The following is a 12,526-nucleotide window of genomic DNA, read 5'->3' on the forward strand; positions in this document are numbered from 1 at the left end:
GTGTCGCGAAAGGGCCTAGGCGTTGTCGCGACTATTGCCGGGGCTGCTTCGCAGCCCTTTCGCGACACAAGGCCGCTCCTACAAAGACCGCGCCGACTCCAGCAACGTGCGCACTACCTCCCTCTCATGAATCATCGACAGCGTCATGACGGTAGGAGTTGACTTGGGCCGCGTGGTGACGGCCTGCTAAGCCACGGCCAGGCCACAAAGCAGGTATTCGGTTGTAGGAGCCACGTCACCGTAATGATTTGTTAAGACTTTTTAGATAATTCGTTAACGCAATTTTCACATGCCGCCCTCTAGCGTCACTGCCTTTCCGGCAGCCCCTTTTTGGGTTGCCGCCATGGTTCTACGAGGCACACGTGGCAAACACCGCATCCCCATCCGCGACCAAGCGCGTGGACTGGGCCGGCCTGGGCTGGCTCCTGCTGTTCTTCTGGTATTTCTCCGGCGTCACCCAGGCGCTTCTGCTGTTCAGTGGCACCACCGGTTTTGCGGGCTTCCGTGACGCGCTGTTCCTCAGCACCCTGTGGTTGGTCCCGGTTCTGCTGCTGCCACGCCTCACCCGCACCCTCGCCGCCGTCATCGGCGTAATGTTGTGGGCTGCCTCGCTGGTGGGTTTGAGCTACTTCGGCATCTACCATCAGGAGTTCTCGCAAAGCGTCATCTTCGTGATGTTCGAGTCGAACACCGCCGAAGCGGGCGAATACTTCAGCCAGTACTTCAGCATTGGCCTGATGCTCGGCCTGGTGGCCTACACCGTGGGTGCGGTACTGCTGTGGACGCGCGTCCGCCCGGTCACCCTGAGCCTGCGCAGCCGAGTCCCGGTGGCGGTACTGTTGCTGTTCGCCAACCTGGTGCTGCCGTTCTACAAGCAGATGGTCACCCAGGAACGCAACTTCGCCGATGCGGCAGAGAAAGTGCAGCAACGCATGGAACCTGCCGTGCCTTGGCAGCTGGTGGTCGGCTACCGCCAATACCTGCAACAGCTGAACAACATGCAGAACCTGCTGGCCCAGAACGCCGCCCTGCCCCCGCTGCAGAACCTCCAGGACAGCAGCGGCGAAGCCCCGCGCACCTTGGTATTGGTGCTCGGTGAGTCGACCACCCGCGAGCACATGCACCTGTACGGTTACAACCGCGACACCACGCCAAACCTCGACGCCCTGGCCGCCGCCGACAAGAGCCTGACCGTGTTCCAGAACGTGGTCACCCCGCGCCCTTACACCATCGAGGTGATGCAGCAGATTCTCACCTTCGGCGACGAAGAACACCCCGACCGCTTCCTCACCGAGCCGTCGCTGATGAACCTGATGAAGCAGGCGGGCTACAAGACCTTCTGGATCACCAATCAGCAGACCATGACCAAGCGCAACACCATGCTCACCACCTTCTCGCAGCAGACGGACGAGCAGGTGTACCTGAACAACCAGCGCAACCAGAACGCCAGCCAGTACGACGAAGTGGTGCTGCCACCGTTCGAACAGGCCCTGAAGGACCCGGCGCCGAAGAAGTTCATCATTGTCCACTTGCTGGGCACGCACATGGACTACCGCTACCGCTACCCGAATGCCTATCAGCACTTCACCGATCGCAAAGGTGCGCCTGACGCGCTGACCGATGACCAGGTAGAAACCTACAACTTCTACGACAACGCCGTGCGCTACAACGACTTCGTGGTGTCGAGCCTGATCAAGCAGTATTCGGCGACCACGCCCAACGGCTTCCTGCTGTACCTGTCCGACCACGGCGAAGACGTGTACAGCTCCGGCAACCACGACCGCCTGGGCCGCAACGAAGGCGCACCCACCCGGCCGATGTACACCGTGCCGTTCCTGCTGTGGACTTCACCCAGCTGGCAGGCCGAACACCCACGGGACCTGCAGTCGATGGCCAACCGTTCCTACAGCAGCTCGCACCTGATTCATACGCTGTCGGACCTGGCAGGGTTGAGTTACGACAAGTACGAACCGGCCAAGAGCCTGGTGAACGCGCAGTTTGCCGCAGCACCTCGCTGGATCGGTGACCCCTACCGCAAAGACGGGCTGCATGAGTTTGACCTGCTGCCGCAGGACAAGGCAGAACACACGCAGGAAACGGCTGCCAACGTTCAGAAGTAGCGATCGGCTACTTGGCTGTTCAAAGGCCGAAGGCGAGGTCACCGACCACGCCATCGGCCTTTTTCTTGCCCACGCTCGCACACCTGCCTGATGACACAATCTTCATACCTTAGTTAGAACGCAAACAAAGCAAGCGGCTTTAATGAAGCTATGGGCGCTTGCAACCACTGCGGGGACGTAAAACATGGGCGAACTTGAAGCACTCAACCGCACCCTTTTCCTGCTGATCAACGCAGGCGATGACACACCGCACTGGATGATCCAGCTCGCCATCGGCATCGCTGCCGGCCTGATCTACCTGCTTCCCGTGCTGCTGCTGGGCTTCTGGTTGTGGGGCAGCCCTGGCGAGCGCAGGCTGATGCTGAAAGCGACCTTGATTACCGTGATCGCCTTGCTCGCCAACCAGCTCATCTGGGCAATCTGGCCACACCCAAGGCCATTCATGATGGGCTTGGGGCACACGTGGATGTTGCACGCACCCGATTCGTCATTCCCAAGCGACCACATGACCGTATTCGGCTGCATTGGCTTGACCTTGCTGCTGGATGGTTTGTCGGGCTGGGGGGTGGTCATTCTGCTGACCGGGTTGAGCGTCGCCTGGGCGCGGGTATTCCTGGGCGTGCACTTCCCGCTCGACATGGTGGGGGCGATGGTCGTTTCGTTTTTGGTGTATGCAGGGTTCTCGCCTGTCTGGAAACGTATCGGCCTGCCTGTCACCCACCTGGTGCAACGGTGCTATCGCAGCCTGATGGCGGTGCCGATCAGGGCGGGTTGGCTGCGGGGCTGAGGTAAAACTGGCGTTGGGTCGCCACCCTTGCAGTGGGCAGGCACAGGCCTGTCACTCTTGGTAAACTAGGGCAACTTTTCCCGAAGGCCGATCTGGCGAGGTCACTGACCGCGCCATCGGCCTTTTTCCATGTTCCGATCGTTGCCCTGGCCCACAATGCCCCTAGAACAGACCACGAACCCAAGTACTACAAGGCCTGAGCTGTCCCGCCGCTTCAGCATTGCGCCGATGATGGATTGGACGGACCGCCACTGTCGGTTCTTCCTGCGCCTGCTCTCCAAGCAAACCCTGCTCTACACCGAAATGGTCACCACCGGCGCCCTCCTCCACAACGACGCCCACCGCTTCCTGCGCCACGACGTCTCCGAGCACCCGCTGGCCCTGCAACTGGGCGGCAGCGTGCCGGCTGACCTGGCCGCCTGTGCCAAGCTGGCCGAGGAAGCGGGCTACGACGAGGTCAACCTCAACGTCGGCTGCCCGAGCGACAGGGTGCAGAACAACATGATCGGCGCCTGCCTGATGGCCCACCCGGCGCTGGTGGCCGATTGCGTGAAGGCCATGCAGGATGCGGTAGCCACGCCGGTGACGGTGAAACACCGCATCGGCATCAATGGCCGCGACAGCTATGCCGAGCTGTGCGATTTCGTCGGCCAGGTGCGTGAGGCCGGTTGCCGCAGTTTTACCGTGCATGCGCGGATCGCGATTCTCGAGGGGCTGTCGCCGAAGGAGAACCGTGAGATCCCACCGCTGCGCTACGACGTGGCCGCGCAACTGAAGGCAGACTTCCCGGACATGGAGATCGTGCTCAATGGCGGGATCAAGACCCTGGCGGAGTGCCAGACGCATCTGGCGACCTTCGATGGCGTGATGCTGGGGCGTGAGGCATACCACAACCCTTATCTGCTGGCCGAGGTGGACCAGCAATTGTTTGGCAGCGAGGCAGCTGTGGTGAGCCGCAGTGAGGCGCTGGAGCAGTTGCGGCCTTATATCGTGGCGCATATGGAAAGCGGGGGCGCGATGCATCACATCACCCGGCATATCCTGGGGCTGGGGCAAGGCTTCCCGGGGGCGCGGCGGTTCCGGCAGTTGCTGTCGGCGGATATTCACAAGGCGGCGGAGCCGTTGAAGGTGTTCGATCAGGCGGCGGAGTTGATGCAGGGGCGGTGAGGTTCGGAAAGGGATAGGGCTGCCGGAGCATTTCAGCGTCTGTGAGATCGAGCGCCGCCCGCGCGGCGCATCGCGGATAAATCCGCTCCTGCATCTGTTGCAACGTGCCGAACCTGTTACGCCATGGTCGTCCGCCTTGGCGCATGCCTTGAGCCGTGCAAATCGGCTGACAACCATGGCCTGACAGGCATGGCCACGTTGCAACAGATGTAGGAGCGGATTTATCCGCGATGCGCCGCGCGGGCGGCGCTCGATCTGATAGGCGCTAACACCCTCAAGATGAACCCCAGGGAACCTCGCGCCAGCTGCTGACTCGAATCATCACCTTCGGCAATTTCACCCTGCCCCACAGGCCTCTTGAGCGCCCGTCTGGGCTCGGGTAATGTCGAGTAAATGCACAGGACAGAGCACGCCATGACCTCCAAGCTGGAACAACTCAAGCAGTTCACCACCGTGGTCGCCGACACCGGGGACCTGGATGCCATCACCCGCCTCAAGCCGGTCGATGCCACTACCAACCCGTCGCTGCTGCTCAAGGCTGCCGCCATCCCGGGCTATGCCGAGCTGCTCAAGCAGGTGAAGGCCGATGCCAAGGGCAATGTCGACCTGGCCTGCGACAAGTTCGCCGTGGCCGTGGGGGCGGGCATTCTCAAGGTCATCCCGGGGCGCATCTCCACTGAGGTGGACGCGCGCCTGTCGTTCGATGAGCCGGCCCTGCTGAACAAGGCGCGCCAGCTGATTGCCCTGTACGAAGCCGCAGGGGTATCGAAAGACCGCGTGCTGATCAAGCTGGCCTCCACCTGGGAAGGCATCCGCGCCGCCGAGAAGCTGGAAAAAGAAGGCATCCAGACCAACCTGACCTTGCTGTTCTCCTTCGCCCAGGCCCAGGCTTGCGCCGATGCCGGGGTGTTCCTGATTTCGCCGTTCGTGGGCCGCATCTACGACTGGTACAAGAAGAGTACCGGCCAGGAATACGTCGGCGCCGAGGACCCGGGCGTGCAGTCGGTCACGCGTATCTACAACTATTACAAGGCCAATGGCTACGACACCGTGGTCATGGGCGCCAGCTTCCGCAATCTCGGCCAGATCGAACAACTGGCTGGCTGTGATCGCCTGACCATCAGCCCGGACCTGCTGGACAAACTCGGCAGCGACCAGGGCGAACTGCCACGCATCCTGAAACCAGGCAATGCCGGCGAGGCCAAGCAGGTGCTGAACGAAAGCCAGTTCCGCTGGGCGATGAACGAGGATGCCATGGGCACCGAGAAGCTGGCTGAAGGTATTCGCCAGTTCGCCCGGGATCAGGAAAAACTCGAGAAGTTGATGGCTGAAAAAGCCTGATACATCTAAGGTTTGCCAGGCGGGCGGGAAATGTTCAGCATTTTCCGCCCGTTGTGTTTCCGCGGGCTGTGAACGCGTTCTGACTCCAAAGGCAAAATGACCTCATCCCCACTGCCCCTCGTACTCGCAGGCCCCGTACTGCGCCGCCTCGAACCGCAAAGGCTGGCCATCTGGCTGGTCGGCAGCCAACCTCTGCAACCCGAATTCAACGTCGACGGCACCGCCAAAGTCGATTGCCAGATCGTTGCAGTCGGCCAGCACGCCTTCATCCACCTGCTGGACATCCACTTCGCCGAGCCCCTGCCGCGCAACGTCGCCGTCGAATACGACCTGCTGATCAATGGCCAGGGCATTGCCGACTGGGCCCCGCACCTGCTTTACCCCGGCAGCCAACGTCCCAGCCTGGTGCTGCGCGAGCGCCTTGACCACCTGCTGCATGGGTCCTGCCGCAAACCCCATCACCCGGCCGCCGATGGCCTTCTCTGCGCCGACCGCCTGCTGCTGGCCTGCCAGCACCCGCAGGAACGCCCCGCCGCCCTGTTGATGACGGGCGATCAGGTTTACGCCGATGACGTCGCCGGCCCGATGCTGCGCGCCATTCATTCGCTGATCGAGCGCCTGGGGCTGTTCGACGAAGCACTGGACGGCGCGGTGGTCAGCGACAGCCAGGCGCTCTACCGCCATCCAGCCAGCTACTACCATCGCGCCGACCTGCTGCCTGCCCAGGCAGGCAACGAAACCCTGCGTGAGCGCTTCTTCGGCGGCAAGCGCAAGCCGATCTTCTCTTCCAGCAATGCCGACAACCACTTGGTAACCTTCGCCGAAGTCATGGCCATGTACCTGCTGGTGTGGTCGCCGCAGCCCTGGCGCATGATTGACCTGCACATGCCCGCAGGCCTGAAGCCTCAGCACCAGCAGCGCTACCGCGAGGAACTGCCGCTGATCGAGGCCTTCGCTGCCAACCTGGGCCAAGTGGCGCGGGTAATGGCCCACCTGCCCTGCCTGATGATCTTCGACGACCACGACATCACCGACGACTGGAACCTCTCGGCGCAGTGGGAGCAAACCGCCTACGGCCACCCGTTCTCGCGGCGGATCATCGGCAATGCGCTGCTCGGCTACCTGCTGTGCCAGGCCTGGGGCAATGACCCGGATACCTGCAACGGACTGGTCGAGCAGTGCCGGGCACTGCCCCGGCAGCAGGACCCGCTGATTGACGAGCTGCTGCGCTTCCAGGGCTGGCAGTACAGCCTGCCCAGCGAGCCACCGCTGCTGGTGCTGGACACCCGCACGCGCCGCTGGCGCAGCGAACGTGACCTGGGCAAGCCGTCTGGCCTGCTCGACTGGGAAGCGCTGTGCGAGCTGCAGCAGGCGCTGCTGGACCACCCTTCGGCAATCATCGTTTCACCGGCACCGATCTTCGGCGTCAAGCTGATCGAGAGCGTGCAGAAGGTGTTCAGCTGGCTGGGTTACCCATTGCTGGTGGATGCCGAGAACTGGATGGCCCACCGTGGCGCGGCCCAGGTCATCCTGAACATCTTCCGCCATTCGCGCACGCCGGGGCATTACGTGGTCCTGTCGGGTGATGTGCACTATTCGTTCGTCTACGAGGTGCTGATCCGCCATCGCCAGCGTAGCCCGCACCTCTGGCAGGTGACCAGCAGCGGCATCAAGAACGAGTTCCCGCGGCGCCTGCTGGACGTGCTGGACCGGCTCAACCGCTGGCTGTACTCACCACGCTCACCGCTGAACTGGTTTACCAAGCGCAGGCAGATGGAGGTAGTGCCACGTACGCCCAGCCGCAGCAGGGCTGGGGAGCGGCTCTGGAATGGGGCGGGATTGGGGCAGGTGTTCTTCGATGAACAGGGGCGCCCGGCGCGCGTGCTTCAACTGAGTGCGGATGGCGGTGAAGCGACTGAGTTTGCGCAGCGAGGGTGACAGGCCTTGTGAGTGGTGGAGGCCTTGCTGGCCTCTTCGCGGCTAAAGCCGCTCCTACAGGAATGGTGGGCCTGTAGGAGCGGCTTTAGCCGCGAAGAGGCCGCAACAGGCTGAGGGTCAGGTCCGCTCCAGCGCATTCACCAGGTCATGGAAGGCTTCGCGGTTGGAGTCGTTTAGCCCCATGAGAATCTTGTGCGCCTCCAGCACCTTGGAGCGCACCACATCCTCGTTCTGATCCTGCGACGGCAGGTCGGTCAGGCACTCAGGGCGTGGTACCGGGCGGTCGACGATGTTGAACACCTGGTCAAAGCCCATGGATTGCAGCAGGCGCGAAATATCCGGGTTGGTGGTGACCACGGTCGGCAACAGGCCCACCTTCTGCCGCGACAGGATCGACAGCTTGGCCAGCAGGCCCAGGGTGGTGCTGTCGATGCTTTCGGTTTCAGTCAGGTCGATGACAATGGTCGAGAAGTTCAGCGCGGTGAAAATCTTCTCGATCGTCGCATCCAGTGCCGAACACAGGGTCAAGCGCACTTCACCGACGAATTTCAGTACAAAGGTACCGCTCTGCTCGGCGAACTGGATTCTACCGGTACTCATTGAAGGTTCCTGCTCAACACCAATAGGGCGATATCATCCGGCATCTCCCCAAGCGTAGCCAATCCGAATCGTTGGCGCAGCCCATCCAGGCTACCACCCCCCGCCTTGACGATATCCGGCAAGGCAGCTTCTTTATCTTTGAGCGTGTGCCCCGGCAAAAGGTCCAGAATGCCATCGGACATCAGGCTCAGGCTGAACTGCGGCGGCAGCTCGATCACCAGGTCCTGGTAGCTCGCTTCGTCGAACAACCCCACCGGCAGGCCCCGGCCCTCAAGGTAGCGGGCCTCGCCCGGGGTATACAGCACCGGCAGCGGCAGATGGCCGCCCACGGCGTACGTCAGCAGGCCGGTTTCTTCGTCGATCACGCCACCCACCATGGTCACGTGCTTGCCCAGCTTGCAGTTTATCAGCCCGCGGTTGATGTGGCTGAGCACTTCCGAAGGCTTGAATTCACGCAGCTTGCTGCTGCGCTTGAATTCGAACAACAGCCGCGTGGTCATGAACTTCAGCAACACCGTGACGAACGCCGAAGACGCGCCATGCCCAGAGACATCAGCCAGATAGAAGGCAATGCGCCGCTCATCCACACGGAAGTAGTCGGCAAAGTCGCCCGACAGGTACAGCGAGGGGATGATCTGGTGCTCGAAGGTGAACTCACCGAGCTTCCAGGGGCTTTCCGGCAGCATGTTCATCTGCACCTGGCGACCAGCGGTCTGATCCTCCTGCAGCAAGTGCAGGCTGGCCTCCAGTTCGCGGTTGGCCGCTTCCAGCTTGTCGCGGTAACGCTGGTTTTCCAGCACCAGGCGCGAGCGGTCGAGCGCCCGACGCACAGAGTGTTCAAGTACGGCCAAGTCTTCCAGAGGTTTGATCAGGTAATCAGCGGCACCCAGGCGCAAGGCCTCGACCGCATCGCTCATCACGCCGGCACCGGACACCACGATCACTGGCAACTGCGGCGCGCGCTCACTGATCTGGCGGATCAGTTCGAGGCCGCCCATCTGCGGCATGCGCAGATCGCAGATCACGAGGTCGGGCTGGTGTTCTTCGAAGACCTGGAGCCCCTGCTGGCCATTACTGGCCTGGAGGACGCTGAAGCCACTGTCTTCCAGATAGGCGGCGAGGCTCGCACGGACCACGTCGTCATCATCGATGATCAGCAGCGTTGCACTGATTTTCTGCATGTGGGCGAACGGCGCCGATTTGGGGTGGTGCAGGGGCGTCTGCAAGGCTGACATCCAACTGCTGGAATACTCTGTGGTAACGCTCTACTTGAGTTGTAGGCCAATAACTCGGGCCAGGCAACCGGCAGAGGCAACTCGTAAGGCGCAGACGGTACTCCCATCCGCCAGGCGTTTCAAGCATACGTCGGTCGAGTTCGCTGCTCTTTACAGGGCAAATCACCGAGAGTTATAAGAATGCCAACCAGTACAACCTATTGGGAAGGATGCAGCATGCCTCAGACGCCCTCCAATCACAGCGAGAAACGCGATTTCATCCGCATGCGCATCGACACCGAGGTCAGCCTGCTGCATGAGGGGCAGGTGATCGCCGCGGTGTGCCTGGACCTTTCCAGCGGCGGCATGCAGGTGCAGGCGCCGCAGCAATTCAAGGTCGGTGACCACCTGGAGGTGCGTATCGACTCTGATCACCCGGCACTCAGGGGCCTGCATGCCAGTACCGAGGTGGTGTGGATCGCCGACCAGCCCGCCGGGCAGCAGAAGTTGGGCCTGCGTATCCTGGCCATGCATTGAGCTGTTACAAAAACGGCGACCCTAAGGTCGCCGTTTTTTTGCCTGCAACGATCAGAAGTCGTCTTCGACTTCGCCGTCATTCACCTTGAACTCGCGGTTCTGCAGGTAGGCATTGCGGATGAAGATGTACTTGTCACCCTGAATCAGCTTCTCGGCCGGCAACAGGCTGGCCCGTGTGTCGACCACGTTCAGGGCGAAGATCGAGTTACGCACCGGCACATCGTTGATGTAGCGGTAGGGTTCGGTGTAGCTGTCCGGGTACTTGGCCAGGCCATCACGCACAGTGCTTGGGCCGAGCAGCGGGATCACGACGTACGGACCGCTTGGTACGCCCCAGTGGCCGAGGGTCTGGCCGAAGTCTTCGTCGTTGCGCTGCAGGCCCATCTTGGTGCCGACATCGAAGAAGCCGCCAAGGCCGAACACGGTGTTGACGATCAACCGCGCTGTATCCACGCCTGCCGCATGGGGTTTGAGCTGCAGCACGTTATTGGCAAGGTTGGTCACATCGCCGACGTTGTTGAACATATTGTGGATGCCATCCTGCAAGAACTGCGGAGTAACCCACTGATAGCCCTTGGCCAATGGCTTCAGGCCATAGGTGTCGATCGTATCGTTGAAACGGAAGATCGGACGGTTGACCGCTTCCCAAGGATCCTCCTCGGTGGCGGCATGGGTGGCTGCCACGGGCGCCAGCAGCAGGCTGGCGCAGACAAAGGCCTGGGTGACTCGTTCGATCACACCGGCACCGATCCTACGCATAGATGTTTCTCCATCGAATTTCTCGGCCGCAAGCGCAACGGATGCGCTGCTGTACGGCGGCATTATAGAGGCTTGCACGCTGATAATCAGCTTTACACATTTTTACTCAATAATTTGTGAACAACTGTTGCTCGTCACAGCACGGTAACAATCGTCCAATAGCCTGCGGACTATTTCAGGGACGTTACCATGCTCGCTGCACCTGCCATTACCGCTGTGCTGTTCGGCCTGCGCGGTTGCCTGGTCCAGGCCACCGACGGCAGCCCCCTGCCCGCCCCTGGCGCCCTGGATACGCTGGCCGGCCTGCGCCACGCGCAGGTGCCGTGCATCTGGCTGGACGACCTGAGCAGCCTGCAGAGCAGGCGCCTGGCCAGCGTGCTGCCGGACTGGCTGCCGGGGCACTCGGTCAACGGCGTGCGCTGGCCGGCGCCGAACGCATGCTGGCAGGCGCTGATGAGCCTGGACAGCGAACGGCTGGAAGGTTGCGTGCTGGTCAGCGGTGAGCCGAAACTGTTGCAATCAGGCCTCAATGCCGGCCTGTGGACGGTGGGCCTGGCTGGCTGCAGCCCCTCGTGCAACCTCAGCTCTGCGCAATGGCAGGCCATGACCCAGCAAGAGCAGGACCTGGCCCGTGGCAAAGCCACACTGGCCCTGTTCAGCCTGGGTGTACATTCAGTGATCGACCACCTCGAAGAGCTGGACACCTGCCTTGCGGACATCGCCCTGCGCTGCAGCAAGGGCGAAAAACCCTGATACAGCCCCATTGATGCGGATCATGCAAAGCACCAGCGAGTGGATTACGCTAGAGACAGGCGAGAACCTTTGCCGCTTCGCTGAGGTCCATGCCTTTGCCAAGCCATTGATGGAGAACAGCCAATGCCTGCCCGCGAATTGCAAGAGCGCTTGAACAGCCTGCGCGAGCAACTGGACCGCAACGTACCGCTTTCGGATGAAGAACTGGCCGCACTGCATGAAGAGGCCAGGCAGATCGAAGCGCAGTTGAAGCTCGAGGAAGCCACACCGGACAACAACGTGGTCGACGGGGTGAACCTGGCGATCGAACGTTTCGAAGCCGACCACCCGGATTTGACCGCCACCTTGCGCAGCATTGCCAACTCGCTGCACAGCATGGGGATATGAAACAGCCGGGGCCGCTTTGCGGCCCCAACTGCACAGAAATTATTGCCGAACCAGTCGCAGGTTCGCCGGGCTGATCGCGCCGGTACTGCGGTACGGGTTGATGTCCAGCCCGCCGCGACGCACATAGCGCGCATACACGGTCAGGTGCTCAGGCTGCAGCAGGTTCTTCAAGTCCAGGTAGATCCGCTCCACGCACTGCTCATGGAAGTCGGCATGCTGGCGGAAGCTGATCAGGTAAGTCAGCAGGCTGGCATGGTCCAGCGCCCTACCCTTGTACTCCACTACCACGCTGCCCCAGTCCGGCTGGCCGGTCACCGGGCAGTTGGATTTGAGCAGGTGGCTGTGCACGGTCTCTTCGACAATACGCTCTGGGTCGCAGCTCAGCAGTTCCGGTTGCGGCTGCTCGTAGTTGTCGATCGCCACGTCCAGCGCATCAATGCACTGCCCAGGCAAGGCAACCACGCCCTGCGCCTCTACTTCCGCCAGGGTACGCACCTGCACACCCACCGGCTTGCCAGCCGCGGCCGACAGGTCTTTCACCAGGCATGCCTGCAGCTCGCCGATCGAGGCGAACACGGTCTGGTTCAACGAGTTGAGGTAGAGCTTGAACGACTTCGATTCGATGATGTTCGGCGAATCGGCCGCAATGGCGAATTCACCGATAGCCACGACCGGCTTGCCCGAAGGCAGCAGCCACGACAGTTCGAAGCAATTCCAGAAGTCCACGCCCTGCCATGGCAGGGTCTGGGCGGTCACACCCAGCTCCGCCCACTTGGCCGTGCGCGGTATCGGGAACAATAGCGAAGGCGTGTAGGTGGCAATGTATTCACTGGACTTGCCCAGCGGGGAATGTTCGGCGGCGGGATGCATGGAAACTGACCTGAAGGTTCGAAATTGCCCCTAGTCTACCGGTTTTGCACCCC

General features: G+C 61.7%; 12 protein-coding genes. 8 read left to right on the plus strand and 4 right to left on the minus strand.

Annotation, left to right across the window (positions count from 1 at the left end):
• Positions 1 to 362: 362 nt before the first annotated feature.
• The 5 genes from H040_RS01895 to H040_RS01915 all read left to right on the plus strand — a co-directional run bounded on the left by H040_RS01895 (position 363) and on the right by H040_RS01915 (position 7,353).
• Positions 363 to 2,120, plus strand: a complete 1,758-nt coding sequence (locus H040_RS01895; RefSeq protein ID WP_027919588.1) for a phosphoethanolamine transferase CptA — start codon at positions 363 to 365, stop codon at positions 2,118 to 2,120.
• Positions 2,121 to 2,304: 184 nt separating this feature from the next.
• Positions 2,305 to 2,907: a phosphatase PAP2 family protein gene (locus tag H040_RS01900; protein ID WP_027919587.1), complete on the plus strand. Its 603-nt coding sequence runs from the start codon at positions 2,305 to 2,307 to the stop codon at positions 2,905 to 2,907.
• 156 nt (positions 2,908 to 3,063) lie between these two features.
• The gene (gene dusA / locus H040_RS01905) at positions 3,064 to 4,074 is read left to right on the plus strand and encodes a tRNA dihydrouridine(20/20a) synthase DusA (RefSeq protein ID WP_027919586.1); all 1,011 of its coding nucleotides are present in this window, start codon (positions 3,064 to 3,066) and stop codon (positions 4,072 to 4,074) included.
• 414 nt (positions 4,075 to 4,488) lie between these two features.
• A complete protein-coding gene (gene tal, locus H040_RS01910; RefSeq protein ID WP_027919585.1) occupies positions 4,489 to 5,415 on the plus strand; it encodes a transaldolase in 927 nt (308 codons plus the stop codon).
• A gap of 96 nt (positions 5,416 to 5,511) precedes the next feature.
• Positions 5,512 to 7,353, plus strand: a complete 1,842-nt coding sequence (locus H040_RS01915; protein ID WP_027919584.1) for an alkaline phosphatase D family protein — start codon at positions 5,512 to 5,514, stop codon at positions 7,351 to 7,353.
• Between the two features lie 117 nt (positions 7,354 to 7,470).
• On the opposite strand, the gene rssC is transcribed toward H040_RS01915, so the two are convergent.
• Together rssC and rssB are read right to left on the minus strand one after the other, a co-directional pair.
• Positions 7,471 to 7,953: an anti-sigma factor antagonist RssC gene (gene rssC / locus H040_RS01920; RefSeq protein WP_027919583.1), complete on the minus strand. Its 483-nt coding sequence runs from the start codon at positions 7,951 to 7,953 to the stop codon at positions 7,471 to 7,473.
• Entirely contained in the window at positions 7,950 to 9,134 is a 1,185-nt protein-coding gene (rssB, locus tag H040_RS01925; RefSeq protein ID WP_027919582.1) for a two-component system response regulator RssB, read from the minus strand. Before rssB ends, rssC begins: the two co-directional genes overlap by 4 nt.
• 270 nt (positions 9,135 to 9,404) lie before the next feature.
• Between rssB and H040_RS01930 the strand changes: the two genes are divergently transcribed.
• Positions 9,405 to 9,704, plus strand: a complete 300-nt coding sequence (locus H040_RS01930) for a PilZ domain-containing protein (protein ID WP_027919581.1) — start codon at positions 9,405 to 9,407, stop codon at positions 9,702 to 9,704.
• A gap of 51 nt (positions 9,705 to 9,755) precedes the next feature.
• Here H040_RS01930 and H040_RS01935 read toward each other — a convergent pair whose 3' ends face one another.
• A complete protein-coding gene (locus H040_RS01935) occupies positions 9,756 to 10,463 on the minus strand; it encodes an MlaA family lipoprotein (protein WP_027919580.1) in 708 nt (235 codons plus the stop codon).
• A gap of 189 nt (positions 10,464 to 10,652) precedes the next feature.
• On the opposite strand from H040_RS01935, the gene H040_RS01940 reads away from it, so the two are divergent.
• Both H040_RS01940 and H040_RS01945 read left to right on the plus strand, forming a co-directional pair.
• The gene (locus H040_RS01940; RefSeq protein ID WP_027919579.1) at positions 10,653 to 11,216 is read left to right on the plus strand and encodes a hypothetical protein; all 564 of its coding nucleotides are present in this window, start codon (positions 10,653 to 10,655) and stop codon (positions 11,214 to 11,216) included.
• A 123-nt stretch (positions 11,217 to 11,339) separates the two neighbouring features.
• Complete coding sequence (locus tag H040_RS01945) at positions 11,340 to 11,603, plus strand: DUF4404 family protein (protein ID WP_027919578.1); 264 nt, start codon at positions 11,340 to 11,342, stop codon at positions 11,601 to 11,603.
• 39 nt (positions 11,604 to 11,642) lie between these two features.
• On the opposite strand, the gene queF is transcribed toward H040_RS01945, so the two are convergent.
• On the minus strand, positions 11,643 to 12,473 hold the full coding sequence (gene queF, locus H040_RS01950; protein ID WP_027919577.1) for an NADPH-dependent 7-cyano-7-deazaguanine reductase QueF: 831 nt from the start codon (positions 12,471 to 12,473) through the stop codon (positions 11,643 to 11,645).
• Positions 12,474 to 12,526 lie beyond the last annotated feature (53 nt).

The sequence above is a fragment of the Pseudomonas sp. URMO17WK12:I7 genome (genome assembly GCF_003269045.1).
Classification (GTDB): Bacteria; Pseudomonadota; Gammaproteobacteria; order Pseudomonadales; family Pseudomonadaceae; genus Aquipseudomonas; species Aquipseudomonas putida_J.

Excerpts from the sequence above, each read along its gene's own strand:
- H040_RS01940 (WP_027919579.1), top strand. The coding sequence starts at position 10,653 with ATGCTCGCTGCACCTGCCATTACCGCTGTGCTGTTCGGCCTGCGCGGT.
- rssB (WP_027919582.1), bottom strand. The coding sequence starts at position 9,134 with ATGCAGAAAATCAGTGCAACGCTGCTGATCATCGATGATGACGACGTG.
- H040_RS01915 (WP_027919584.1), top strand. The coding sequence starts at position 5,512 with ATGACCTCATCCCCACTGCCCCTCGTACTCGCAGGCCCCGTACTGCGC.
- queF (WP_027919577.1), bottom strand. The coding sequence starts at position 12,473 with ATGCATCCCGCCGCCGAACATTCCCCGCTGGGCAAGTCCAGTGAATAC.
- dusA (WP_027919586.1), top strand. The coding sequence starts at position 3,064 with ATGCCCCTAGAACAGACCACGAACCCAAGTACTACAAGGCCTGAGCTG.
- H040_RS01900 (WP_027919587.1), top strand. The coding sequence starts at position 2,305 with ATGGGCGAACTTGAAGCACTCAACCGCACCCTTTTCCTGCTGATCAAC.
- H040_RS01935 (WP_027919580.1), bottom strand. The coding sequence starts at position 10,463 with ATGCGTAGGATCGGTGCCGGTGTGATCGAACGAGTCACCCAGGCCTTT.
- rssC (WP_027919583.1), bottom strand. The coding sequence starts at position 7,953 with ATGAGTACCGGTAGAATCCAGTTCGCCGAGCAGAGCGGTACCTTTGTA.
- H040_RS01930 (WP_027919581.1), top strand. The coding sequence starts at position 9,405 with ATGCCTCAGACGCCCTCCAATCACAGCGAGAAACGCGATTTCATCCGC.
- H040_RS01945 (WP_027919578.1), top strand. The coding sequence starts at position 11,340 with ATGCCTGCCCGCGAATTGCAAGAGCGCTTGAACAGCCTGCGCGAGCAA.
- tal (WP_027919585.1), top strand. The coding sequence starts at position 4,489 with ATGACCTCCAAGCTGGAACAACTCAAGCAGTTCACCACCGTGGTCGCC.